Raw genomic sequence first — 23,421 nt, 5'->3', positions numbered from 1 at the left:
GATCCGAAGCATCCATACGGCTAAGCTACCGGCAGTCGTGTTCGCTCCCATGGAACGGAATGTCAAGCTCAACGGTCTCGGACGGATTCTCGAGGATCTCGAGTATCCGATCCCCAGGGAGAAGGCGGCCACGCAGTGTTCCGACGTGACGTTGATCCTCGCCGAGGGAGCGGAGAACCTCGGCGAACTCATCGCCGATTCGAACGGCGACGAGTTCGAGTCGATGGACGATCTGGAAACGGAGGTGTTCAACCTCCTTCCCCGGAACGCCGTCGGGGAGCCCTACCAGTCCGAGGGGGAAGGATAAGAACGCGACGGCGTCTCGGAAATTCCGTCGCGAGATGAGATCGATCGGCTCTATGGAAGCTCTCGAGAGCACGTACGGTCGCCGAGAGCCGCTACACCAGATCCGCGACCGCTTCCATCGTCACCGCCTTTTCCTCCTCGGTCATCTCGTTGACGAAGCCGACGCGGACGGCGTCGACGCCCTCGAGGTCGCCGTACGCCGCGACCCACTCCCGAACCTCCTCGGGCGTTCCCGCGGGGGCCAGTTCGTCGAGCAGTTCGTCGGGCAGCGCGGCGGCCATCGATTCGGTATCGCGCTCCTGCCAGGCGGCCCGGATCTCCTCGACGACCTCGGGATAACCCTGCCCGGCGACCGAATCGCCGTAGTAGGGACCGTACGCCCCGAGCATGAACGCGATCGTCCCTCGGGCCTTCCGTCGTGCCAGGTCGCGGTCCTCGTTCGCGATGCCGCGAACGATCGGCGCGACGCGCAGGTCGTCGAGGTCCCTGCCCGCGAGTTCGGCACCGCGCGCCAAGTCCTCGAGTCGATCCTCGAGGCCGTCTTTCGTGAACAACTGCGGTGCCCAGCCGTCGCCGAAGCGGCCGGCCATCTCGGTGGCCTTCGGGCCGAGCGTCCCGAGGTCGATCGGCGGCGGATTCTCGGGGACGTCGCGTTCGTAGTTGAGCCCGTAGATATCGAAGATCTCGCCCTCGTAGGCCGGCGTGCCGTTCTCGTAGACCGCGCGGACGACCTCGATGGCCTCTCGAGTGCGCCGCAGCGGGCGATCGAACGCCTGGCCGTGCCAGCGCTCGGTGATCGCCGGGGAGCTGGGGCCGAGCCCCAGCCGAAACCGGCCGTCGGAGGCGTCGTGGAGCGTGAGCGCCGTCTGGGCGAGCAGCGCAGGCGAGCGTCCGTAGGGCGAGATGACGTCGTTCGAGATCCCGAGTTCGTCGGTGCGGTCCGCCGCGAGCGTCAGCGGCGGCACGATGTTCCAGCCCGTCGTTTCGCCGACCGTGATCCGATCGAACCCGAGATTCTCGGCCTGGACGGCGCGATCGGCGACGTCCCGCGGCCGTTCGTAGTCGCCGAGTCGCACCAGTAGATCCAGTTCGGCGTTCACGGTGTTGCCCTCCGCGTCGACGACTCGAGTCGATCGTCTGTCATCGTCCCCTACCGCGACAGCCAGTCATATAAAATTGTGATGTTTCCGACGGGTCGGCGGTCACTCGAGCCACTCTTCGAGTTGGTCCTGGTTCAGCGGTGACCCGAGCGGATAGCGAATCTCGGGATTGGTGTACGTGCGCTGCAGGAAGGGGCGGTCTTCGCCCTCGGCCGTCCGGAGCGTCGCTCGATCACCGCGAGCGATCGAGCATCTGGCGTACTGTCGACAACAGCGGCCGAAAATATACGTCTTCTATCGTGTACGGCGAGGCAGCGGGAGCCTCGAGTACGACGGGACGCTGTTCGTCGGTTTCGCCCCGCCGAGGTTAGAGGTGCTCCTCGAGAATACCCGCACAAACCCCTTTCGCCGCCTCGAGGTGGTCGTTAGCCCCTTGGTGGCCGGTGTCGTCGACTTCCGAAAGCAGGCGTTCGACCTTCGAGACGCGCTCGAGGACCGTCTTTCGACCGAGGTCGCTCGTCACGATGTCGGTAGCGATGGCTTCGGCCTCGCCGAGCCAGCGATTTGTCCGGCGCTCGATCGGTAACTCGGCGGTGGCCTCGAGGTGGCGGTGTAACTGCCGCGTCCGCTCGGCGAGCGAGTCGTCCGGGCCGTCGCCGTTCGAATCCGGTGGTGAGGTCATCTCGTCGGTCACACTCGAGGGGACGTCGACGGGGCCCGTAGTGGTATCCCCTTCAGCGACCGTCGAATCGGTGGGAAACGTTGATACGGATCGTGGACGACGTGCTCGTATGACACACGACTGCTCGTTTCTCGAGGCCCTCGACCTCGCGGACGACCAGCTATCCTTCGCGGAGGGGCGACGGGAGGTACACGCGGCCGATTTCGGCGCACAGCTCGGCGGTCGCGGCGTCACCCCGGACGCAGTTGTCTGGCCCGAACGTACCGAGGACGTCTCGGCCGTGCTCGCGGCCGCGACCGACCGCGGCGTCCCGGTCACCCCCTACGCGGCCGGGACGGGTCTCGAGGGGAACGCCGTTCCGGCCCACGGCGGGATCAGCATGGATCTGACCCGGATGGACGGCGTGGTCGACTACCGCCCCGACGACTTCCAGATCGACGTCGGCCCCGGGATCATCGGGTCTGCGGTCGACGAGTACGTCGCCGACGACGGCCTGTTCTTCCCGCCGCTTCCCTCCTCGGGCGACATCTCGACGATCGGCGGGATGATCGCGACCGACGCCAGCGGCATGCAGACCGTCCGCTACGGCGAGGTCGCCGACTGGGTGCTCGGCCTCGAAGCCGTCCTCGCCGACGGCACCGTCGTCCGAACGGGATCGCGGGCGATCAAAACCTCGAGCGGCTACAACCTGACCGACCTGCTGGTCGGCAGCGAGGGGACGCTGGCGGTGGTCACCGAAGCCACCCTCCAACTCGCCGGCCGGCCCCAGCAGATCCGCGGCGGCCGGGCCATCTTCGAGACGCTCGACGACGCGGCCGAAGCGATTTCCGACGCGATCCTGACCGAGGTCGACGTCGCCAAAATCGAACTGGTCGACGCGTTGAGCGCGCGGATGGCGAATCGCTACCTAGACACCGATCTTCCCGACGCGCCGATGGTCTTCTTCGAGTTCCACGCGAACCACGGGATCGAGGAGGAGATCGACCTCTGCCGGACGATCTTCGAGGACCACGGCGTGCTCCGATTCGAGATGAGCGCTGACGACGCGGAGATGGAACAGCTCTGGAAAGCTCGTCGCGAACTGGCCTACGCCGTTCGAAGCTACGAAACGGCCCTCGAACCGCTCCATCCCGGCGACGTGACGGTGCCGCCCAGTTCCTACCCCGAAATCGTCCGCGAGGCGAAGCGACTCGCCGACGGGGCGGATCTCCTCGCACCCTGTTACGGCCACGCCGGCGACGGCAACCTCCACCACACCGTACTCGTCGACCCGGACGACCCCGAGCAGGTCGAACGCGGCGAGGATGTCTACCGACGGACCGTCGAGCGCGCGATCGAACTCGGCGGCACCGTCACCGGCGAGCACGGTATCGGCCAGGGGAAACGCAAGTTCCTCGAGCCGGAACACGGTGCCGGCGCGGTCGACGCCATGGGGCGGATCAAGGATGCACTCGATCCGACGGGGACGTTGAATCCGGGGAAGATCTTTCCGGAGCAAGCGGACGACGAACGCGACTCGCGGTGATGACCGAACGGAGGCCCGCCGTATCCCACCTTTTTATACGCGCTTCCGGTAGTGAACCGCATGACTCACGGGCTCGAGCCGACGGAGGAGTACGACGGGTCGATCACCGTTCGGTTGCTGGACGACGACGCCGGGATGGAAGAGTTCGACTGTTCGTCCTACGAGCGAGCGATCGAACTCGTCAGAGCGAACCAGCACTCGGTCACGGCGGCGAAGATCATCGACCGAGACGATGACGTCGTCTTCACCTCCGTGGAGATGGACATCGACGACTGGGAGAGCGCGTGGAAACGGGAAAAACGCCGGCTGTCGGTCCACGTCGAGGCGTACGACTGTCCGTACGACAGCGTCTCCTGTTTCGCAGACGATCTCTGCGTGCAGTGTCAGATCGACGCGGTTCGAGAGCAGTACTGAACGACGCCCGTCGTCTCCGTCCGCTCGAGTCAGCCCCGTATCAGTCGTGAACTAACACGTCGAGGACGTCGGTTCCCTCGTGGGCTACCGCGTCCTCGAGCGCCCCCTCGATCCCGTCGGGGGTCTCGACCTGTGTCGCTCGCGCACCGTGGCTCTCGGCGTTTGTGACGAGGTCGACGGCCGGATCGAAGTCCATTCCGAGGAACCCGTAGTCGTCTTCCTCCCCGCCCATCAGTTTGAGCGTGTTGTCCTTCAGGATGCGATAGTTGCGGTTGTCGGAGATGACGACCGTGAGGTCGACGTCGTGGCGGGCCGCGCTGTAGATCGAGTGCGGGTAGTACAGGTAGGAACCGTCGCCGATGAAGCCGATGACCTCGCGCGGATCGTCGCGCTGGCCTTCAGCTACGGCCGCCCCCACGGAGGCGGGAAGCCCGTAGCCCAGGCCACCGCCCTTGTTCGAGATGTACTGCTCGGGAGCGAGATCCCAGCGGGTCAACATGGCGTACTTCGAGGTGACTCCCTCGTCGACGATGTAGGCGTCTCCCGCGACAGCCTCCATCGCGTCGACGAGTTCGGCTTTCGAGGCCCGCGGGTCGTCCTCGCCGTCGCTCTCGCCCATGCCGGCCATCCTGGCTTCGACCATCTCCTTGATCGCGGCGACGTTCTCGAGTCGCTCCTCGACGGTATCCTCGGAGAGTCTGCCCCGAACTCGTTCGTTGAGCCCCTGCAGGATCAGCCCGGGATCGCCGATTACGGCCGCGTCGGCGGGCTGGTTCTTGCCGACCTGCCAGTCGTCGTCGCTGATGTGGATACACGTGGTGTCCGGATCGACCAGCGCCTCCTCGTGGCGGGTCAGCGTCGTGTTGGTCGAGCAGCCGATAAAGGCGACCGTGTCGGTATCCATCAGCATCGACGCGAGGGTCTCGTCCGGCGGGATGTAGGAGACCCACTGGTCGTGATCGGTCGGGAAGTCCACCTCGGAGGCGAGGATCTCGCCATGGACGCGAGCGCCCGTGGACTCCGCGAGTTCGACCGCCGCGTCGACGGCGTCAGCGCCCGACCGCGCGACGTGGTCGCCGACGACCATCACCGGGCTGTCGGCTTCAGCGAGGAGTTCGGCGGCGCGCTCGAGCTGGGCGGGATCGCCGCTGCCCGCGTTCGGAATCGCGCCGAGACGCTCGGGTTCGGCGTCGGTTTCGGCCAACATCACGTCCAGTGGCAATCCGAGGAAAACGGGGCCGGTCGGGGGCGTCATCGCAACGCGGAACGCGCGTCGGAGCATCGTCGGCAGCGCGGAGACGTCCAGCACTTCGTCGGACCACTTGCAGAACTGCTCGGCCATCCGGACCAGATCGCCCGAGAGGATGGGCTCCTCGTGGCGGAAGTCGGTGCTGTGGTTGCCCGCGGTGACGACCAGCGGCGCGCCGGTGATCTTGGCCGCATAGAGGTTCCCCAGCCCGTGGGCCAACCCGGGTGCGATGTGGAGATTGGCCACCCCGACCGGGCGCACCGAATCGTCGTGGTGGGAGTGGTAGCGCCGCGTCTGGGCGTAGCCGGACGCCATCCCCACCGCGATGTCCTCGTGCAGCCCCAGAACGTACTCGAGGTCGCTTTGCCCGATCGCCTCCATGATCGGGAGCTCCGTCGTGCCGGGATTCCCGAAGACGTAGTCGACGCCGTAGGACTCGAGCGCGTCGGTGAAAAGCTCGGCACCGGTGTAGCCGTCTGTCATGGTCGCTCGTGGCACGGGACGGTACATCAAACTGTGTGTTTCGGAGCCCCACACCGGTTCGTCGTCCGTCGATTGCAACACGCGGCGTGCTGGGACGGGTATTATGGGCCAGTTCGTTGTCACTCGAGGCATGGCCCTCGCGAGAAACGAGACCGGCGCTGGAGCAACCGCGCGGGCGTTCTGGTCGCAGATCCATCCCGTCTTCATGACGCCGCCGCTCGCCGCGTCGCTGTTCGGCGCGATACTCGCCCGGAGCGTCGAGCCGACGCTCGCGATAGTGCACGTCGTCGCGATGTTCGCGGCGGTCTACACCGCTCACGTCAAGGACGGCTACGTCGACTTCCACGTCCGCGGCGAGGACGACGCGCATCCGCTGACCGAGCGCGGCTGTCACGTCGGTCTCGCGCTCTCGACGGCGGTGTTCGCGCTGTGTTGTCTCCTCCTGTTAGTCTTCGTCAACTGGGTCGCGGTCGCGCTGACGCTCCCGACGTGGGTGATCGCGTACCATCACGCGCCACAGCTGGATATGCATCCCGTGACCGCGACGGTCGGCTACCCGCTCGGGATCGCGCTCTCGCTACTCGGCGGATTCTACGTGCAGGCCGAAACGATCGCCGCCGTCCCGCTCGGCTTCGCCCTCGTCTTCCTCCTGCTGCTCTCGGGAATCAAGGTCATCGACGACGCGCAGGATTACGCGTACGACCGCTCGATCGAAAAGCGAACCGTTGCCGTAACGGTCGGCCCGCACCGGGCGTACGCGGTCGCCTACGGCCTGATGGTGACGGCGCTCCTCGTCGTGGTCGGCTTCGCCGTCGCTCGAGTGTTTCCGCCGACGGCGGTGTTCGCGGCGCTCGCTTTCGGCGCGGTCGCGCTCGTCGCCCGCCGAGCCGGTCCCGATATCGCGACGATGTTGCTCATTCGCGGCTCGTACGTCTTTCTGGCCGTGCTCGTCTTCGCGGTCTGGTTCGAACCGCTCGCGTGGATCGGTTGAGTACCGGTCGATCGAGCCTGATCACCCGACGAAAGAACGACACCGAGGGCCGGCGCTCCTCGCCGAGAGACGACAGACGACTCTCTATTCGAACGATAGCTACCCGCTTGCGACGTAAACCCCGCCCACTGAAAGCCGGTAGTCGATCGTCAGAGATACCGAGGGATGAATCCACAGAATACCGACGAACGAAACGAAGGTTAGTTCTCGACCGCGTCCGCGGGCGAGGTCGGACAGCCCGCCGGGACGACGTTTTGCGGATCGTTCCCGTTGCCGCCGGCGAAGTATGCCGTTCCGCCGTACGCGTCCGTCCAGCCGCCGCGGAACTCGTCGTCCCACTGCGTTCCGGCAACGACGATGGTGCTTCCCTCGTCCTCCGCGCCGGGAACGAACGAGTAGTGGTGTCCGTTCATCGCAAACTGGCTGTCTTGGACGAAAACCGGTCCGGGCGACCACGCCCAGACCCCCCGTCCCTTGCGGTGTTGTCGGTCGTCGGTAACGGCGGCGACGCAGTTATCGACGACCCCGCGCGGGAGTCGGTAGTGAGCGACCCCGCAGTTCGCTGCGTAACAGTTTCGGAAGGTAACTGTCCCGTTACCGTTACCGCCCGGCGACGAACAGTAGAAAGCGTTGTTACCCATTTTCTGGACGTTCACCCGATCGATCGTGAGGTGACCGTCGTGTTTGGGATCGAGCCAGATTCCGATCCCGCCGTCCGCTTCGTAGACCGCGCCGTCGCCGATCCACACGTTCTCGATGCGAGCGCTCCCGCCATCGGTGACGGCCCCGCCGATGACGGTATTGTCACCCATATCGACCTGCCCGCGAACGGCGATGTTTCGGATCGTCCAGTCCGACCCGTACGCCACGATCGTCACGCCTGCCCCGCAGGCCGTGACGTCGTACAGCACGTTCTCGAGCGTCTCGCCGTCGTCCACGTTGACGACCTCGCGCTCGCCTTTGGGCACGGTGACGGTTTCGTACGTCTCGTCCGCCGCGCTGGCCGTACTCGTTGCACCAACCATCCCCGCGACGGTTGCGCCGGTCAGGCCGAGATACGTTCGTCGGTTCAGAAATTTCCTACTCCGGGTTCGTTCGGGATTCATCTGTTACGACCCAACAGCCAACGGTCAAGGGTTAAGAAATAATTATTGTACTCAGTAATTGAAAATGCGTCGCCGGATACTGAATATGCTACTGATTAGTATCGACATTTGTGAAGTCCCTGTGGGGCGATACCCGGATACAGTGACGGCCCATGCTGCATCGGATCAAAAAACGTAAATTCGATTTCAGATATATCTACGCATGAGCGAAACGCTCCCCGCGGACCGATCTTCGGAGCCGATCACGGTGGATTCGATGGCGAACGATCTACGTGCCCTTGGCATCGAGGCCGGGCACACGTTGCTCGTCCACGGATCACTCTCCTCCCTCGGCTGGGTCTGTGGCGGTGCGCCCGCCGTCATAGATGCGCTCCAGCGCGTCGTCGGCGAGGACGGAACCATCGTGATGCCGGCGCACTCGCCCGGAAACATGGATCCCTCCGACATGGGAGCCCCGCCGGTCCCTGACTCGTGGTACGACACCATTCGTCAACAGATGCCCCCGTACCGGCCAGCCGTCACGCCGACCCAAGGGATGGGCGCAATCGCCGAGTGCTTCCGCTCTTCCCCAGGTGTCCGCCGGAGCGACCACCCACAGTTATCGTTCGCTGCGTGGGGCGCTGATACCCAGTTCATTATCGAAGATCATTCGCTCGACTATTCGCTCGGCGAGGAGTCGCCGCTGGCCCGTATCTATGATCTCGGCGGTGACGTACTGTTTCTGGGAACATCCCACGCGACGAACACCTCGTTCCATCTCGCCGAGTACCGCGCCGACCTCGAGCTCGCCACGGAAACTCACGCCGGCGCGGTGCTCGTCGACGGAGAACGCGAGTGGATTCAGTGGGAAGACATCGACTACACCGACGAAGACTTTCCGGCCTGCGGCGACGCGTTCGAGCGCGAGCATCCCGACGCCTTCGAGACGGGCACCGTCGGCGTCAGTGACGCTACACTCCTGCCACAGCCGTTACTCGTGGATTTCGCGGTCGGCTGGTTCGAGGTCAACCGGGAGCGATAATTCAATTCAGAATTACATTCGATAAGTAAACACGTTATCGCTTCATACTAATAAAATAACGTGCGGTGGCGCGCGCTGGACCGCGTCGAACGAACAGTGAGACGCGGTTCGTAGCCGTGCGAGGGATGAGCGAGTGAGTCTGCGAACGAGCGAATCGGTTGGGGAGGACGTGGAAATCACTGCCGCCAGCGGCAGCAATACGTTCGTCTTTGCCGTAATCACTGCAAAACAGGATCGGCAAGTACACAGCTGTCGTGAACGCGTGTTTCACGCAAAAATATGTCTGAAAAGTGATGATTAAACAGAACCCGATTTTCCAACCGTTGGGCTCGGATTTCTGTACGGCGGGTTCACGCACTCGCTCGTAGGGCAGATAAGAGGCGTACCAGAATACGACACACCGGCCGAAACCTAACAAGCGAGCGCTGAGAGGTCCCCCGTATGGAACTCGTGGAAGCCACCTCGGACGATCTCGATGCGCTCGTCGATCGCTGGTACGACCTCGCAACGGGGATGAAGGAGTACTCCGAGTTGAACGAACTCGCCTACGCGGACGTTCGCGAGGTCCCCGACGACGGCTTCCGGGCACACCTCGAGAACGAGGACGTCACCGACTACCTCATCGTCCACGACGGCGAAACGATCGGCTTCGTCACGCTCCGCGAGGGCCGCCACCCGTCCCAGCAGTACTCGACGTACCTTCGCATCGTGAACGTCGCTATCGACGAACCCCACCGGAGTCAGGGCCACGGCACGGCGGTCCTCGAGCGCGTGAAAGAACTGGCTCGCGAGCGGGGTTGCGACCATCTCAAAGTCTCCTGCGAGTGGGGAAACGAGGATGCACGCCGGTTCTATCGCGACGCGAACTTCCAGCCGAAGCAAGTCGACTACGCACAGCCACTGGAGTGAGTCGAATACGCCGGTCTATCTGACTGCTCCAACACTGTGAAGCATCGGTCCTCTATAACGGGGAACTATCAATTAGTACTCACGATCTTGATCACGTCGCCCTCCTCGAGTTCGTACTCGTCGCTTATCTCCCGACTCGACTTCGCGTTCACCGCGTGGAGGTAGCCGTCGCCGATGTCGGAGTGGACGGCGTAGGCGAGGTCGACAGGGGTCGAGCCGTCCGGCAACAGGAAGGCGTCGGGGAGGACGTTGCCGCTGCCGTCGGACCACTTCGCGGCGTCCTCGACCGGGTAGGCGGTGAGGTGCTCGAGCAAGTCGTAGACGGCGTAGTTCAGCGCCGACTGGACGCCGGTTCCGTTCCACTCGCCCATCGTTTCGGCGAGTCCCTCGAGCGCCTCGCACTGGGCGTCGGTGACGTCGTCGCCGATCTCGAGTGACTCGTCGCCCGGATCGTAGTCGACGAGGCCGTTCTCCGCGGCGCGGCGAAGCGCGAGTTCGCCCTCCGCGGTGGTCGGGATGACCGGCTTGTCGAGGTCGAGCAGTTTCTCGACGTTCTCCTGGGGCGCGACGTCGATCTTGTTCGCCGCGACGACGATCGGCTTGGTCCGTTCGCGGACCAATCGGGCGAGTTCCTCGCGGTGGTCGTCCTCCCACTGGATCGGGTCCTCGGGGTAGTCCAGTTCCCGAAGCACCTTCGCGATCTGCGTCGGCGAGGCGCCGAAGCCCGAGAGCATATCCGCGAGGACGTCGTCGATGTCGAAATCCGGCGATCGGGATTTGCGCTCGACGGACTCCCAGTTGTTCTCGACGATGCCGGCCAGCCAGAGGTCCATCTCCTCTTCGACGAAATCGATATCCTCGAGCGGATCGTGGTCGCCGATATCGACGGGTTCGCCCTTCTCGTTGGTCCCCCCGGAGGCGTCGACGACGTTGACGATCACGTCCGCGTTCGTGAGTTCGTCGAGGAACTGGTTGCCCAGCCCCTTCCCCTCGTGAGCACCGGGAACCAGCCCTGCGACGTCGATGAGTTCGATCGGAACGTAGCGCTTGCCGTCCTCGCAGTTGTCGGCGGTACAGCGCTCCTCGCGCTCGAGGCAGGGGCAGTCGGTCCGGACGTAGCTCACTCCACGGTTGGCGTCGATGGTCGTGAAGGGGTAGTTGGCGACGTCGACCTCCGCCATCGTCGCCGCGGTGTAGAACGTTGACTTGCCGGCGTTCGGCTTTCCGGCAAGTGCGATCGAAAGCATGCCTCCCCGTAGCATCGTCCCCTCAAACTGTCTTTCGATTCCCGCGCTCGGGCACCGTGCGATCGCGACGCGACTCGTCACTGAGCCGCTCCGCGTCCCTTTCATCTGAAGGGTCAGGCTCACGAGCGGCGGGCGTGAACGAACGAGTATGCAGTATGGCACTTTCATCGGCGAGGTCCAACACCGAGCACAGCTCGACTCCCGAGAGGCTGGGCTGAGTGTCTCCCGCGCTACGCTGACCACGCTCTCCGAGCGGATCCAGCCCGGTGAAGCCGAGAACCTGGGAGCCCAATTCCCCGACGAACTCGGTCGATTTCTCGAGGAGGTCGACGACATCGAGCGGTTCGGGTCCGACGAGTTCGTCGAGCGCGTCGCCGACCGCGAGGAGATCGGCGACGACGATCCGGCCGACGCCGCCTTCCACGCACAGGTCGTCATCGACGTAGTCGAGCAAGCGGTTACCGAGGGCGCACTCGAGGATATCAGGGATCAACTGCCCGAAGACGAAGGCTACGGAGACCTCTTCGAGATCGCAGAACAGGACGGAAGCCCCGCGTAAACCGACGTCATCGAGTGCCGGGTTCGAACGTCTCGAGCAGAGCAGACGCCTCGCGAACGCCTTCTTCGAAGACCGCGTGTTCCGGCGCTGTGATCCGATCCGTCGCGGGATCCCAGTCGATAGCTCGAGCGGTTCGGAGTTGCGGAAGCGTCGACTGTCGGAGCGCGGTCGTGGTGTCCTCGACGCAGTCGTCCGTGTGGTCAGCGACGGCGCGGGCGAGTTCGTCGACGGACTGCGGGTTCCCACCCCGCTCGTGATAGAGGACCGCGAGGGTGGTTCGAGCACGAGCGTCCCGGAGGATCTCGAGGACCACCTCCGCTGTGGACGGAGCGGCGGCGACGGTGTCGACGCGCGGTTCCAGCGACGATCGTGCGGTCGGCGCGCTGACGGACTCGGCGGGGTCGGCTGGCGTCGCGGGCCGGGAAGGCGTCGCCGATTCGGGAGGGGGTGATGTTGCGGGTGTCGACGGCGTCGTCGACTGGGGCGGTTCCGACGCGCCGATAGCGGGTCCCGTTGACCGGGGTGGTGTCGGCTCTCGGCGGGAGTCCGAGGAAGACGCGGCGGCAGCGCCCGTCTCAGGCGTGGCAGGTTGTTCGGTAACCGAACTCGGCGATTCGATCTTCGGCGCCAGGCGAACCGCGGCGACGAAGCCGCCCGCACCGCCGACCGTGGCGAGCGTCGTCACGATCGATAGCGGCCCGTGGATCGTCCCGCCCTCGAGCGCCACGTAGAGCCACAGCCAGCCGCCGAGTGCGCAAGCGCCGACGATCCCGGCCGACACCCAGATCGCGACCCGTCGACGGACGTCTCGAGAGACGTTCTGGCTGACCAGCCAGTAGCCGCCGGTGGCGAGACCGGTCGGAACGAGCAACGAGAGAAACAGCTCGAGCGCGACGAGCGGCTTGGTAGCCGGAGCGGCGAGCGTCTGCACGATACCCGCGATCGCGAGCGCGAGCCCCATGGAGACGATCAGGGCGGACGACTCGCCCCACTCGTCCCAGTCGTACTGTATCGGGGTAGCGAAACGCATGCCTCTTCATTTCAGCGAGTAGTATATAAAACAGACTGTCCGGAGGTGACTACGTTCGCCGGAACGGGACGATCTCGGGATCGGCCGTCAGGCGGGAGGGTGCGACGAGCACGGTCAGTACTCGAGCGACGTGTTGCACTCGAAGGCGGACCAGCGTTCGGTCCGTCGGACGTTGCGGTCGAGTCACCGATGGTGGGAAGCGGTGTGACCGGCTACAGTGTCATCGCCATCATCACCTCGTCGGCGTAATGGCCGTTGAGTTTGTAGTGGTCCTCGCGGACCGCTTCGGTCTCCCAGTCGTGTTCGTCGAGGAACGCGATGGCGTCCTCGTTGCTCGAGGGAACGCTCTGATAGACCCGCTCGTAGCCGTTAGAGCCGGCCCACTCGAGCCCCCGCGAGAGGAGGTGAGAGCCGATGCCGTGGCCGCGGTACTCCTCGAGGACGCCCACGGTGAGTTCGGCGGTGTGGGACAGTTTCTCCAACTCCGGCGCGTGGAGGTGCACCCAGCCGACGACCTCGTCGTCGACGGTCGCGACGAAGAACATCCGAGACTCGATCTCGTTGTGTCGGAGCAACGCCTCCTCGTGATCGATCTCGTCGGCGACGCTTTCGGCCTCGATGTAGGTCTTCTCCTCGGCGACCTGTCGGATCGCGCCGACGACCCCCGAGAGGTCCTCCTGTCTGGCCGGTCGGATGTGGAACTCGAGGTCCGCCGAAACGTACTCCTCTTCGGCTCCCGCGTCGATCGTGACCCGAAGTTTCCCGTCCGCTTCCCCGAGCCGTCCGTCGCGTTTGAGGATCGCGACGTGGTGTCGAAAACCGCTGGGATCGATGCCCAGTTGCGCCTGGGTTTCGTCCGGATCGGCCGCGCCGTGGCGCTCGACGTGCTCGTAGATCCGTTTGCGGTCGTCGTGACCGAACTCGAGTGGCTCACTTGATGCCATGTCATTAGATAACACCTTACAATACTTAACCCTTGGCTGGGCCCGGGCGGGTGTGGTCGATCGCGGTCGTACTGAAGGATCGCTCGGCGCGAACTGCTATTTAATAATCCAACAGGTGAATCCGGACGGACTTTCACCCGCGGTTCGTCGCGACGAACGCGTGAGACGAGTCTCGGCTCGGTGCAGGGTCGAGACGACAGGTGGCTCACGTCTCCTCATGATCGAACCGACTGTGGTTGTTGCTGGCTGCGCGCTCGTCCTCGCGGTAGCGATCGGACTCGTCGCCCACGAGTGCGCTCACGCGCTGGTCCTTCGACTCGCCCGCGTCGAGTACACGATCACCTACTTTCCGGGCCGGAGCGACGGCGTCCTCGGGCTTCTGGCGAGTTGCCCGTGGGCTGCGGTCCACCCGCATCGAGTCGATCGGGAGTCGGCCACGATCCTTCGGATCGCGGCTCTCGCACCGGTACTCCTCGCCGCTCCCGCCTTCGCGCTCGGGATCGGCGGCATCGTGACGGCCGAGTCGCCGATCGTCACGGCGGTCGCGATCGGCTGGCTCGCCTGTGCGGTCCCCAGTCCACAGGACTTCTCGGTCGCCTTTTACGCCCACCGGGTCCTCGAGGCTGCGGATACCGACGAGACGGACGCGGCACCCGCTTCTTGCGCCGACTGACGGTCGTCGCTTCGCCGCCGCGGTCTCGTGGTGCTCGAGCGAGTCACGGGCGGCTTAGCATCCGCTCCGAGTACGCGTGAACGGTCGTGACGGCGGCAAACAGGAGGACGACGAGCACTGCCGCGACGGTCCACGGTATCGAAACGATGCCACCCGCAATGGCCGTCAGGAACAGTCCACAACAGCCGACGGCCCCCGCGTACCGGTGTGGCCACGGGTCGCTTTCGGTCGGGCTCTCGATCCCCACCAGGTACGGATCGAACTGGGACGCAAGCGGCGTCGACTCGATCGTTCCCCGGTCCTTGTCGTAGCTGACGATCCCGCGGTTGTCGAGTTTCGGGAGGTGCGACTGGTACAGCGAGATGTAGACGCGCTGGCGCTGGCTCGAGGTCAGGTTCTCGACGGTGACCTCGTGTTCCCAGGCGGCGATCTGTTCGGCGAGGTCGCGCAACCGAACCGGTTCGTCGGCGGTGTGAAGATACCGGAGCACGTCGCGCCGCCGGCGGGTTTGAAGAATGTGATAGATGTCGTCCGGGTCCAGTACGGACCGGTCACCGTCCGCGTCTGGCTCTCGAGGCGAGTGCTGGCCGTCGGTGCGTCGGCTGCGGGATACGGTGGTCATCGTCGGTACTACACTTCCAGAGGAGAACGGTAAGTATCTTGCTCGTTTCGAACACGATCGCCGGCGCTGTCGGCGGTCCCGACTTATCGGTTCGAAAACGAGTAGGCCGTCGGGGACGGCCCGAGAGATCTGAAACGGCGGCCACACAGCCACGAGTGACCGCGGTGATTGAGCACGAGTGGTCTACCGACGCGTATCGATACACGCGGTAGCGCATCGCGAGGTCGGCCATCACACCGACACGTTTGAGTTGTTCTGTCCAACAATAAAGCTATCTTTCGCGGTATATGTGCCTCTTTACGGACAGTATATTAACAAACTCCCTATTTTGGCCGCAATTTAAAAATCATACGCGGAATTGATACTGCTCGCCGCTGAAAAGTACGTCTCTGTGAGGGTCGAAGGCCGATGCCGACTGTTCGCCCTCGAGAACGGAGCGGCGCGACTACGGATCGATCGCGGTCGGTTGCATCCGGTCGGTCAATTCGGCGCTGACGAGCGCGGAGTGACACCGGCGGAGTCGTTCGGAGAGCGCCTGATGTGACACGTCGAGTTCGGCGGCGAGTTCCTTGAGCGTGATCTGTCGCGGGATGTCGAAGTAGCCGAGTTCGTGGGCCTTACAGATCGTCTCGTACTGCGTCTGCGTCAGCGGCGTCTGGGCGCTCGAGAAATCGTCGAGCCCCGTGAGACGCGTCACCTCGACGTTGAAATCGTACTGTTCGAACAGCGCGTAACACTCGGAGAGCGCGCCTCGGTCGTGAAAGAGGAGTTTCACCGCCCACGTGCCGTTCTTGCCGCAGGCCGCCAGGATCGCGCCGTCGTTCTCCGTGACGATCTGTTGAAACAGTTTGATGCCGTCCCCAAACTCGAGGCGGAACAGCCACCGCTCTTGATCGTCGGTTTCGGCGGTCCCTCCGCCCCGGTTGCTGCCGGTCAGACTCGCGATCACGTCGACCGACGGATCCTGCGTGAGCGCCTCGTGGACCGTTTCCCGATTCGGGCCGGATACCCAGACTAGCGGGGGCGAGTCACCGATCATCCCGCCGATCTGGCACTCGAACGCCGGGACTCGATCGAACGTCCGGGCGGCCCCGAGTCGATCGGCTGGAATCTCGAGTTCGACGACTGTCGTCATCACCAGAACCCACCACAAAGACGTATAGACCCGTTGGGTTTCCGGTAGCCTTTCCCGCCACCCAATCCGGATGACTATCCCCGAAAACTGAGAGTCGCGAGCGGCAAATCGTTCGTCCGAACGAACTGACTTCGTTCGCGATACGTTCACCGCGCTCTCACTGAGAGAAACCACCACAAAGCTATAATAGTCACACGACGGTAGCTGTAGCTGACCGAGTTCTGGAACTGGGTCAACAGGGAATACAGGTCGCCGGTGTCGCGTTTTCGCGTCCTCCCACGCTTTCTTAGTCGCGCGTTTTGTAGATTCGGAGACCGAGCCCCGAGGACGATCCACGTCCGCCGCCAGCGCGGGTCACGCATTTCCTCGCGAAGCCGCGAACGTCCCGAACCGTATCCGTCGACCACCTCGAGCCGATCGCCGTCGAACAGTACCGCTATCGGTCGCTCGTCTCCGCGGCCGGCAGCGTCACCGAGAACGTCGCTCCTTCCCCGGGTTCGGAGTCGACCCGGATCTCGCCGCCGTGGCGCTCGACGATCCGCTGGCAGAGCGCGAGGCCGATCCCCGTCCCGTCGTGCTCTTCGCGGCTATGTAGCCGTTGGAATACCTCGAAGATGCGGTCGGTCTCTTCGGCGTCGATGCCGATCCCCTCGTCCGCGACGGAAATCGTCCAGCGAGTTCCGTCGCGGTCCGCCGACACGTCTATCGTCGGCGACTCGTCGCCGCTGTACTCGAGCGCGTTGCTCAGGAGGTTCTGGAACACCTGTCGAAGCTGATCGGCATCGCCGCGGACGGACGGCAGTTCCTCGACCGTGATCTCGGCGTCCGTCTCCTCGATCTGGAGCGACAGATCCTCTAGTACGTCCTCGAGCACGCGATCGAGATCGACCGGTTCGAGCGGGTCTCCCTCCGTTTCGATCCTGGAGTACTCGAGGAGTCCGTCGATCATGTCGCGCATCCGGTTTGCGCCGTCGACGGCGTACTCGATGAACTCCTCGCCGTCCGCATCGAGTTCGTCGGCGTACCGGCTCTCGATCAGTTGGAGATAGCTCGAGACCATCCGGAGGGGCTCCTGGAGGTCGTGGCTGGCGGCGTAGGCGAACTGCTCTAAGCGTTCGTTCGAGGCTTCGAGTTTCCGCTGGTACTCCTTGCGTTCGGTGATATCGACGAACGTGATCACGGCACCCGTGATCGCACCATCGTCGTACAGCGGCGTACCGCTGACCGACACCCAGACTCGCCGGCCGTCAGCCCGACGCACGCCCATCTCGAGGTCGTGAATCGTCTCGCCGTCACCGAGCACGCGACGTATCGGCATCCTCGCCGCCGTAAACGGCTCCCCGTTCGGCCCGATCGGATCCAGTTCGTCGGTCCCGCCGGAAACGGCCTCGAATTCGGCTATCGAGTAGCCGAGGATCTCTTCGGCCCGGCGGTTGATACGCTCGAAGGTCCCGTCCGCATCGAGCGTGACGATCCCGATCGGACTGGTGTCGATGATCCGCTCGACGAGGTTTCGCTCCTCCCGGAGCTCTTGTTCCCGGTGTTTACGCTCGGTGACGTCCTGTGCCATCGTCATCCCGGCGAAAACGTCGCCTCGGTCGTCGGTGATCGGAACGGCCCGAAGGACCCATTCTCGTCCGGCGTACGTGAGTTCGACCGACTGTTCCGATCCGCCGAGGGCAGCCCTGAACGCCGGCTCGAGCGTGTCTGCGGTCGACTCGGGCCATACGTTTCGCATGTGTTCGCCCTCGAGATCGGCTGGTGCCACGGGAATGCGGTCGAACCCTTTCCCCGCCGCCAGCGTGTATTCCAGTTTGTGGTCGAACAGGGTTACGAGCCCGTTCGGGACGTGCTCGGCGAGCGTGCGGTGGCGACGTTCCGACTCCGCGAGCGCTCGCTCGCGGGCCTTGCGATCGCTGATGTCCTGGAAGTAGACCGACAGTCCCGTTTCGGAGGGGTAGGCGTGGATTTCGAACCACGTCTCGAGCGGGTCGGGGTAGTAGAGTTCGAACGCCGTGGGTTCCTGGGTCTCCATCGCTCGCTCGTACTCCTCCTTGAGGGTCGAATCGGCCGCCCACTCGAACACGTCCCAGATGTTTCGCCCGAGTAGTCCCCGGTCCTCGAAATCGATTAGCTCCCGGGCCCGATCGTTGACGTACGTGAACGTCCAGTCGTCGTCGAGCGCGTAGAAGGCGTCGGTGATCCGCATGAAGATCGACTCGAGTTCGCTCTTGAGTTCCCGTTCGCGCCGCTTGAGACCGGTGACGTCTTCGACCGTCGCGACGACGCGGTCGACCGTCTCGCCGTCCAGAATCGGGACGGCGTTCATCACCACCCACCGTCGGTCCTCGCTCCCGGTCGCGGGCTCGAACTGGATGTGCTGGTCCGATACCGGCTCCCCGGTCCGCAACGCTCGCGCGAACGGGTGCGTCGCGGATTCGATCGGATCGCCACGTTCGTCGTAGAGCATCCCGCTGGACTGCGTGGCCCACTCGAGATCCGACTCGGAGAGCTCGAGCAGCTCCGTGTATCGATCGTTGACCCGGGTAATGACCCCGTCCGTGTCGAAGACCATGATCCCCACCGGACTGGCCTCGAGGACGCGATCGGTCAGGTCGCGTTCGCGCTGGAGTTGTTGCTCCCGTTCGCGTCGCTCCGTCATGTCGCGGGTGACCTTCACGTACCCGAGGTGGGTTCCGTCGTCGTCCCGGATCGCCGTGATCGTCACGTTCGCCCAGAGCCGCGAGCCGTCCCTCCTGAGACGCCAGCCCTTCGTCTCGATCGACCCCGCTTCCATCGCGCGCTCGAGGTTTCGTTCGGGCACGTTCGCCGCTCGATCGCTCTCGGTATAGAACGTGGAGATGTGCTCGCCGAGGATCTCCTCGCGGTCGTAGCTCTTGATCTGTCTCGCCCCCTCGTTCCAGCTAGCGACGTGTCCGTCCGAATCGAGCCGAAAAATCGCGTACTCTTCGACCGCGTCGACCAGCGATCGAAACCGTTCTTCGCTCTCCTTGAGGGCACCTTCAGAGCGCTTTCGCTCGGTGATATCGTAGTAGAGTTCGACCCGGCCGCCCGCATATCGACCCGACTCGATCGGCTTGCTCCGGTGCTCGAGCCAGCGTTCTTCGCGGCCTTCGGATTCGTCGGCGGTAACCCGACACTCGAAGCGTTCGACGTAGCTGTTGTCCTCGTACGTCGCGAGGACCGTCTCGGCGAAGGATTCGGGATCGGCGACCTTCCCCATGACGTTCTCCTCGATCACCCTCCGTTTGTCCCGCCCGATGACCGCGTCGCGATCGAGCCCGAGATACTCCTCGACGGACGTGTCGATCCACTTGATATCGGACGCCTCCCCGATGATGAAGACGCCGACGTCGGCTTCGTCGACGACGCTCGTGATCGACTCGTAGGACGCTTGCGTCGACTCGAGTATCCGCTGTCGGCGTTTCTGGTCGGAGATATCGCGGGCGACGCCGACCGTACCGCTGAACTCGCCGTCGTCGGTGAGCACGCTGATCCGCAGTTCGCAGGGAACTCGCCCGCCGCCCGCCGTTTCGACCGCGAGTTCGAACGGGGTGAGTTCGGCACCGCCCTCGAGTTGCGCGCGGATTTCGCGATCGATCCGTTCGACGTCCCGCTCGTCGATGACCAGCGAGACGTGTTCTCCGATGAGGTCGTCCCGGGCGTATCCCGTCCACTCCACGACGTTTTCGTTGACCGCGATGAAGTTCCCGTCGGCATCGAGTTGGTAGACGCTGTCGTCGATCGTCTCGACGAGCGTCCGGTAGCGCTGGAGCGCCACGTCGTCGTCGACGTCTCCCCAAAACGTCGATTCCGCGGCATCCACTCGGTTACTCATATGTCTCGTGGTCGACCCTGAGTCGGATAAACCTCTCGCCGATTCGACGCGGCTACCGCTGCCGGATGCCGGTTCCCGGCTCCCTTCCGGCGTCTCGATCACCCGTCGTTCGCGCCGTCAAATCGATTGCTGGTAGCCGCAGTTCGGACACCGCATCATGCCATCGGAGATCAGGAGGTGGCTCCGTTCGCAGTAGTCACACGGGCTTCCGATCGAAACCCCCGTCCGGCGACCAACGGCGTGCAGCGTCGTTTCCAGGAGCACGAGTCGGGATTCGGCCCGTTCCAGCCGAGCGATCGCCTCCTGTAGCCGGGACTCCGATCGCTCGAGGCGCGCGGTTGCCGCCTCGAGTTCCGCCCGTACCGGTCGACGGTTGCGTCCACGACCGGGTGCGCGCGAGGGTGTTTGTGACGTCATCGAGGGCAATAGGCGGCCGACAGCAATAGCGTTCACTCGTCAACGAACGTGAGGTTATCGATCAGGAACCGGGAGCGTAAACGTGAACGTCGATCCCTCGCCGGGTTCGGAGTCGACCCGGATATCCCCGCCGTGACGTTCGACGATCCGCTGACAGAGCGCGAGTCCGATCCCGGTCCCCTCGTACTCCTCGAGACTGTGGAGGCGGTCGAAGACCGTGAAGACCCGATCCTGATCTTCGGGGGCGATCCCGATCCCCCCGTCCCGAACGCTGATCTCCCACTCCTGACCGCGTCGTCTGGCGTCCACGCGGACCCGCGGCGGTTCGTCGCCGCTGTAGGTGATCGCATTCGACAGCAGGTTCTGGAAGACCTGGCGCAGCTGGCTGGCGTCGCCCAGTACGCGCGGCAGTTCCTCGACCGTGATCTCGGCGTCGTGCTCCTCGATCCGTATCTGGAGATCCTCGAGGACGTGCTCTAACACGTCGTCGAGTTCGATCGGCTCGAGGGGGTCCCCTTGCGTTTCGACCCGGGAGTACTCGAGGAGGCCGTCGATCATCGACCGCATGCGTCGAGCCCCGTCGGTCGCGAACTCGAGGAACTCCTCGCCGTCCGCATCGAGCGCGTCGCCGTTTCGTTGCTCGATCAACTGGAGGTAGCTCGTCACCATCCGCAACGGCTCCTGGAGGTCGTGGGAAGCGGCGTAGGCGAACTGCTCGAGGCGCTCGTTCGACGCTTCGAGGGCCCGTTCGCGTTGCTCGCGCTCGAGTTCGTACTTCATCCACTGCCCCATCAGGTGGTGGAACGTCTCCTCGGCGTCCGAAAACGGTCGATCGCGGGACTCCGAGGAGACGAAAAAGAACGTCCGGTCGAGCGATCCCTCGAGTTCGATTCGGGTACCGAGATAGGTTTCGATCCCGAATTCGTCGTACGCGATCGTCCCTTCGAACCCCTGATCCGCGGGCGCGGTCACGTCGGCGATCTCCTCGTCGTCGACGGTCAGTCGACAGTAGGTCTCCGACAGCGGGGCCTGCGCGCCGGGTCGAAGGTGCTCGTGCTCGCCGCTGACGGCCTCGACCTCGAGGGAATCGTTCGTCGGATCGATCCGTGCAAGCACCCCGAGTTCGAGCCCGAAGCGATCGCAGCCGAGTTCGAACAGTCGCTGCGTTTTTTCCTCGAACGACCACTCGGGGTTGGCCGCGATTTCGTACAGCGCCTGCTCGTCGCGCTCCCGTTGCTCGCGCTCGAGTTCGTACGTCACCCACTGGCCCAACAGGTGCTGAAAGGTCCGTTCTTCCTCCGAGAACCCGTCCTCGCGCTGATCGCTGGTCACGAAGAAGAACGTCCGATCGGGACCGCCCTCGACTTCGAGGTACGTACCGAGATAGGCCCGAATATCGAATTCCGCATAGACGTGACTATCGTCGTACCCTTCTGCGACGGGGTTCGAGACGGAGTTTGCCGCTTTGATCTCCGTCGCGGCGGTGCAGTAGGTTTCCGATAGCGGAAGCTCGACGCCGGGTTCGAAGTGAGGGTGCTCGTCGCTGACGTACTCGACTTCGAACCAGTCCTCGTCGGTGTCGACGCGAGCCACCGCTCCGAGCTCGAGATCGAAGCGGTCGCAGCCGAGTTCGAACACCTGCTGGAGCTTTTCCTCGAACGACCAGTCCGGATCGCCCGTAATTTCGTTCTGGCGCTGTAGGTGCTCGCGATGGGACTGGAGTTCGACTCGCGCCTCGGTTCGGTCGACGAGCGTTCCGATCATCCGGTCGGTTTCTCGAGCCGGTTGATCGGGGCCGAAAAATTCCTCGGGCGGGGTGTAGTAGAAGTTCTGACAGACCGTCCGGTCGTAGACGAGGTGTGGGTGCGTTTTGATGATATCGCGGATGATCTCCGGCGAGAACCGCTCGCGGTTGTACTGACAGAGCGCGATCCCGTTCGTCTCCGGCAAGAGCGTGTTGAGTTTGCTCTCGTACTCGACGAGGGACTCGATCGACGGATCGTCGCCGAGCACCCACGACATCTCGCCGGTGATACGGAGTCCGTCGAACTCGTCGTTGGCCTCCTCGATCGCGTCCGAAAGGAACGCGATCATGTCGTCCGGATCGAAGGTCCCGTTTCGAAGGTAGGAGTCCGTGGCCGTATGCATCGTCAGCGCACCCGACTCGAGGGCCGACTCGACGTCGACGCCGGCGGTTCGCAGCGCCGCGGTCACGTCCTCGATCTCGTTCTCGTCGGCGATGTACAGACACCGTTCGCCGCGCTCGAGGCCAGCCGCTATAAAGGGAATCGCGGTCTCGAACTGCTCGTCCGCGTTTTCGTAAACGAGCGCGAGATGATCGTAGGACTCGTGTTCGGCGACCGATTCCGCGGGACCGGTGAACTCGGGGTTCGATCGTAACGATGCGAAACCACTCTCGAGGCCGAGAATAGTGTCCTCGGCGCGTTGTCTGGGTCGACTCATGATGTGTCAAGCGAGCGGACAGCAGCGGGTGGCTGTCCGCACGAGATCGAACGGATTCCGCGTTCGCCACGACTGCCCGACTCGACGACGGTTGTCGTGCGCGAATCGCTGTCGGAAGCGGTGTGGCATTCGGCGGTCGAATACCGCGATGACCGCCCGTCTCTCTGACGGCGTACGGTCCGAAAGTCGCTGTGACGAGTAACTGCCCACGGCGGTAAAAGGACACCGGTCAGATCACTTTCAATTCTGGCCCGGACCTCAGACGCCGGTTGCAGTCGACCGCGTCAGCTGCCAGCTTCCGTAGACGCTGCCGCCCGCCAGCGCCACGACGAGGAGTCCGGAGATCACGTTGCTCCAGAACAGTCGATCCGCGGGAACCTCGAGGACGAACGGGGCGGCGATCACCCACAGGCCGAGGAGCACGACGATCAGCGGCGCGGCGATGCTGGGAAGCGCGCCGCCGTCGGGCCATCCGGCAGTGTACGCGGCGAAGGCACCGATCGCCGCGCCGGCGATGACGTTGTTGATGATGATCGGTCCGGATCCCGTCAGGATGATCGCAGACCAGAGGATCCAGGCACCGAGCCCGGCGGCGAGCCCGGCCGTTCGCACGGGAATCGATGACCGTTCGTCGGTTGCGGGTGCGTCGCTCATACCCGGGCGTACGCGACCCAGCGCTCTAAATA

22 protein-coding genes are annotated in these 23,421 nt (G+C 64.2%); 8 read left to right on the top strand and 14 right to left on the bottom strand.

Annotated elements, in window-relative coordinates; all coding sequences use genetic code 11:
• The first annotated feature begins 49 nt into the window (after positions 1 to 49).
• Positions 50 to 307: a DUF5789 family protein gene (locus tag DWB23_RS20625; protein ID WP_121744658.1), complete on the top strand. Its 258-nt coding sequence runs from the start codon at positions 50 to 52 to the stop codon at positions 305 to 307.
• A gap of 91 nt (positions 308 to 398) precedes the next feature.
• On the opposite strand, the gene DWB23_RS20620 is transcribed toward DWB23_RS20625, so the two are convergent.
• Together DWB23_RS20620 and DWB23_RS20610 are read right to left on the bottom strand one after the other, a co-directional pair.
• The gene (locus tag DWB23_RS20620) at positions 399 to 1,406 is read right to left on the bottom strand and encodes a TIGR04024 family LLM class F420-dependent oxidoreductase (protein WP_121744657.1); all 1,008 of its coding nucleotides are present in this window, start codon (positions 1,404 to 1,406) and stop codon (positions 399 to 401) included.
• A gap of 367 nt (positions 1,407 to 1,773) precedes the next feature.
• The gene (locus DWB23_RS20610) at positions 1,774 to 2,100 is read right to left on the bottom strand and encodes a hypothetical protein (RefSeq protein ID WP_394341762.1); all 327 of its coding nucleotides are present in this window, start codon (positions 2,098 to 2,100) and stop codon (positions 1,774 to 1,776) included.
• A 97-nt stretch (positions 2,101 to 2,197) separates the two neighbouring features.
• Between DWB23_RS20610 and DWB23_RS20605 the strand changes: the two genes are divergently transcribed.
• Complete coding sequence (locus tag DWB23_RS20605) at positions 2,198 to 3,613, top strand: FAD-binding oxidoreductase (protein ID WP_121744656.1); 1,416 nt, start codon at positions 2,198 to 2,200, stop codon at positions 3,611 to 3,613.
• A 60-nt stretch (positions 3,614 to 3,673) separates the two neighbouring features.
• Complete coding sequence (locus DWB23_RS20600; protein ID WP_121744655.1) at positions 3,674 to 4,027, top strand: hypothetical protein; 354 nt, start codon at positions 3,674 to 3,676, stop codon at positions 4,025 to 4,027.
• 40 nt (positions 4,028 to 4,067) lie between these two features.
• Here the strand turns inward: DWB23_RS20600 and DWB23_RS20595 are convergent, their stop codons facing one another.
• Positions 4,068 to 5,759: a thiamine pyrophosphate-binding protein gene (locus DWB23_RS20595; protein ID WP_121744781.1), complete on the bottom strand. Its 1,692-nt coding sequence runs from the start codon at positions 5,757 to 5,759 to the stop codon at positions 4,068 to 4,070.
• 130 nt (positions 5,760 to 5,889) lie between these two features.
• Here DWB23_RS20595 and DWB23_RS20590 point away from each other — a divergent pair, with 130 nt between their 5' ends.
• Positions 5,890 to 6,750, top strand: coding sequence for a UbiA family prenyltransferase (locus DWB23_RS20590; protein WP_121744654.1), 861 nt, complete (start codon positions 5,890 to 5,892; stop codon positions 6,748 to 6,750).
• A 200-nt stretch (positions 6,751 to 6,950) separates the two neighbouring features.
• On the opposite strand, the gene DWB23_RS20585 is transcribed toward DWB23_RS20590, so the two are convergent.
• On the bottom strand, positions 6,951 to 7,856 hold the full coding sequence (locus DWB23_RS20585) for a hypothetical protein (RefSeq protein ID WP_121744653.1): 906 nt from the start codon (positions 7,854 to 7,856) through the stop codon (positions 6,951 to 6,953).
• Positions 7,857 to 8,058: 202 nt separating this feature from the next.
• Between DWB23_RS20585 and DWB23_RS20580 the strand changes: the two genes are divergently transcribed.
• Positions 8,059 to 8,877 carry an aminoglycoside N(3)-acetyltransferase gene (locus tag DWB23_RS20580; RefSeq protein WP_121744652.1) on the top strand — a complete coding sequence of 273 codons (819 nt, stop codon included), beginning with the start codon at positions 8,059 to 8,061 and terminating at the stop codon, positions 8,875 to 8,877.
• Between the two features lie 441 nt (positions 8,878 to 9,318).
• Entirely contained in the window at positions 9,319 to 9,786 is a 468-nt protein-coding gene (locus DWB23_RS20575; RefSeq protein WP_121744651.1) for a GNAT family N-acetyltransferase, read from the top strand.
• A gap of 68 nt (positions 9,787 to 9,854) precedes the next feature.
• On the opposite strand, the gene DWB23_RS20570 is transcribed toward DWB23_RS20575, so the two are convergent.
• Entirely contained in the window at positions 9,855 to 11,033 is a 1,179-nt protein-coding gene (locus DWB23_RS20570; protein ID WP_121744650.1) for a redox-regulated ATPase YchF, read from the bottom strand.
• A 148-nt stretch (positions 11,034 to 11,181) separates the two neighbouring features.
• Between DWB23_RS20570 and DWB23_RS20565 the strand changes: the two genes are divergently transcribed.
• Positions 11,182 to 11,592, top strand: coding sequence for a DUF2267 domain-containing protein (locus DWB23_RS20565; RefSeq protein WP_121744649.1), 411 nt, complete (start codon positions 11,182 to 11,184; stop codon positions 11,590 to 11,592).
• A 7-nt stretch (positions 11,593 to 11,599) separates the two neighbouring features.
• Here the strand turns inward: DWB23_RS20565 and DWB23_RS20560 are convergent, their stop codons facing one another.
• From DWB23_RS20560 to DWB23_RS20555, 3 genes are read right to left on the bottom strand one after another with little or no spacing between them, the layout of a single operon-like run.
• The gene (locus tag DWB23_RS20560) at positions 11,600 to 12,622 is read right to left on the bottom strand and encodes a hypothetical protein (RefSeq protein WP_121744648.1); all 1,023 of its coding nucleotides are present in this window, start codon (positions 12,620 to 12,622) and stop codon (positions 11,600 to 11,602) included.
• Between the two features lie 49 nt (positions 12,623 to 12,671).
• On the bottom strand, positions 12,672 to 12,809 hold the full coding sequence (locus DWB23_RS23225; protein WP_162989891.1) for a hypothetical protein: 138 nt from the start codon (positions 12,807 to 12,809) through the stop codon (positions 12,672 to 12,674).
• Positions 12,810 to 12,834: 25 nt separating this feature from the next.
• Entirely contained in the window at positions 12,835 to 13,566 is a 732-nt protein-coding gene (locus tag DWB23_RS20555) for a GNAT family N-acetyltransferase (protein WP_121744647.1), read from the bottom strand.
• Positions 13,567 to 13,783: 217 nt separating this feature from the next.
• Between DWB23_RS20555 and DWB23_RS20550 the strand changes: the two genes are divergently transcribed.
• Positions 13,784 to 14,239, top strand: a complete 456-nt coding sequence (locus DWB23_RS20550) for a hypothetical protein (RefSeq protein WP_121744646.1) — start codon at positions 13,784 to 13,786, stop codon at positions 14,237 to 14,239.
• A 43-nt stretch (positions 14,240 to 14,282) separates the two neighbouring features.
• Here DWB23_RS20550 and DWB23_RS20545 read toward each other — a convergent pair whose 3' ends face one another.
• The 6 genes from DWB23_RS20545 to DWB23_RS20515 all read right to left on the bottom strand — a co-directional run bounded on the left by DWB23_RS20545 (position 14,283) and on the right by DWB23_RS20515 (position 23,389).
• Positions 14,283 to 14,861 (bottom strand): DUF7344 domain-containing protein, encoded by a 579-nt coding sequence (locus DWB23_RS20545; protein WP_121744645.1) that lies wholly within the window; start codon positions 14,859 to 14,861, stop codon positions 14,283 to 14,285.
• Positions 14,862 to 15,306: 445 nt separating this feature from the next.
• Positions 15,307 to 15,996, bottom strand: a complete 690-nt coding sequence (locus tag DWB23_RS20540) for a helix-turn-helix domain-containing protein (RefSeq protein WP_121744644.1) — start codon at positions 15,994 to 15,996, stop codon at positions 15,307 to 15,309.
• 436 nt (positions 15,997 to 16,432) lie between these two features.
• Entirely contained in the window at positions 16,433 to 19,855 is a 3,423-nt protein-coding gene (locus DWB23_RS20530; RefSeq protein WP_121744643.1) for a PAS domain S-box protein, read from the bottom strand.
• Between the two features lie 117 nt (positions 19,856 to 19,972).
• A complete protein-coding gene (locus tag DWB23_RS20525; RefSeq protein WP_121744642.1) occupies positions 19,973 to 20,272 on the bottom strand; it encodes a hypothetical protein in 300 nt (99 codons plus the stop codon).
• Positions 20,273 to 20,326: 54 nt separating this feature from the next.
• Positions 20,327 to 22,735, bottom strand: coding sequence for an MEDS domain-containing protein (locus DWB23_RS20520; protein WP_121744641.1), 2,409 nt, complete (start codon positions 22,733 to 22,735; stop codon positions 20,327 to 20,329).
• Positions 22,736 to 22,993: 258 nt separating this feature from the next.
• Positions 22,994 to 23,389, bottom strand: coding sequence for an SPW repeat domain-containing protein (locus tag DWB23_RS20515; protein WP_121744640.1), 396 nt, complete (start codon positions 23,387 to 23,389; stop codon positions 22,994 to 22,996).
• Between the last annotated feature and the right edge of the window lie 32 nt (positions 23,390 to 23,421).

The sequence above is a fragment of the Natronorubrum halophilum genome (assembly GCF_003670115.1).
GTDB lineage: Archaea > Halobacteriota > Halobacteria > Halobacteriales > Natrialbaceae > Natronorubrum > Natronorubrum halophilum.
Note: the sequence above shows the minus strand (reverse complement) of the source record. Positions and strands in the feature narration are given on the sequence as shown.

What these genes read in the sequence shown, in the direction of transcription:
- DWB23_RS20545 (WP_121744645.1), bottom strand. Translation starts at nt 14,861, where the DNA reads ATGACCACCGTATCCCGCAGCCGACGCACCGACGGCCAGCACTCGCCT.
- DWB23_RS20515 (WP_121744640.1), bottom strand. Translation starts at nt 23,389, where the DNA reads ATGAGCGACGCACCCGCAACCGACGAACGGTCATCGATTCCCGTGCGA.
- DWB23_RS20600 (WP_121744655.1), top strand. Translation starts at nt 3,674, where the DNA reads ATGACTCACGGGCTCGAGCCGACGGAGGAGTACGACGGGTCGATCACC.
- DWB23_RS20555 (WP_121744647.1), bottom strand. Translation starts at nt 13,566, where the DNA reads ATGGCATCAAGTGAGCCACTCGAGTTCGGTCACGACGACCGCAAACGG.
- DWB23_RS20540 (WP_121744644.1), bottom strand. Translation starts at nt 15,996, where the DNA reads ATGACGACAGTCGTCGAACTCGAGATTCCAGCCGATCGACTCGGGGCC.
- DWB23_RS20605 (WP_121744656.1), top strand. Translation starts at nt 2,198, where the DNA reads ATGACACACGACTGCTCGTTTCTCGAGGCCCTCGACCTCGCGGACGAC.
- DWB23_RS20625 (WP_121744658.1), top strand. Translation starts at nt 50, where the DNA reads ATGGAACGGAATGTCAAGCTCAACGGTCTCGGACGGATTCTCGAGGAT.
- DWB23_RS20560 (WP_121744648.1), bottom strand. Translation starts at nt 12,622, where the DNA reads ATGCGTTTCGCTACCCCGATACAGTACGACTGGGACGAGTGGGGCGAG.
- DWB23_RS20520 (WP_121744641.1), bottom strand. Translation starts at nt 22,735, where the DNA reads ATGAGTCGACCCAGACAACGCGCCGAGGACACTATTCTCGGCCTCGAG.
- DWB23_RS20575 (WP_121744651.1), top strand. Translation starts at nt 9,319, where the DNA reads ATGGAACTCGTGGAAGCCACCTCGGACGATCTCGATGCGCTCGTCGAT.
- DWB23_RS20550 (WP_121744646.1), top strand. Translation starts at nt 13,784, where the DNA reads ATGATCGAACCGACTGTGGTTGTTGCTGGCTGCGCGCTCGTCCTCGCG.
- DWB23_RS20525 (WP_121744642.1), bottom strand. Translation starts at nt 20,272, where the DNA reads ATGACGTCACAAACACCCTCGCGCGCACCCGGTCGTGGACGCAACCGT.
- DWB23_RS20570 (WP_121744650.1), bottom strand. Translation starts at nt 11,033, where the DNA reads ATGCTTTCGATCGCACTTGCCGGAAAGCCGAACGCCGGCAAGTCAACG.
- DWB23_RS20530 (WP_121744643.1), bottom strand. Translation starts at nt 19,855, where the DNA reads ATGAGTAACCGAGTGGATGCCGCGGAATCGACGTTTTGGGGAGACGTC.
- DWB23_RS20590 (WP_121744654.1), top strand. Translation starts at nt 5,890, where the DNA reads ATGGCCCTCGCGAGAAACGAGACCGGCGCTGGAGCAACCGCGCGGGCG.
- DWB23_RS20595 (WP_121744781.1), bottom strand. Translation starts at nt 5,759, where the DNA reads ATGACAGACGGCTACACCGGTGCCGAGCTTTTCACCGACGCGCTCGAG.
- DWB23_RS20580 (WP_121744652.1), top strand. Translation starts at nt 8,059, where the DNA reads ATGAGCGAAACGCTCCCCGCGGACCGATCTTCGGAGCCGATCACGGTG.
- DWB23_RS20585 (WP_121744653.1), bottom strand. Translation starts at nt 7,856, where the DNA reads ATGAATCCCGAACGAACCCGGAGTAGGAAATTTCTGAACCGACGAACG.
- DWB23_RS20565 (WP_121744649.1), top strand. Translation starts at nt 11,182, where the DNA reads ATGCAGTATGGCACTTTCATCGGCGAGGTCCAACACCGAGCACAGCTC.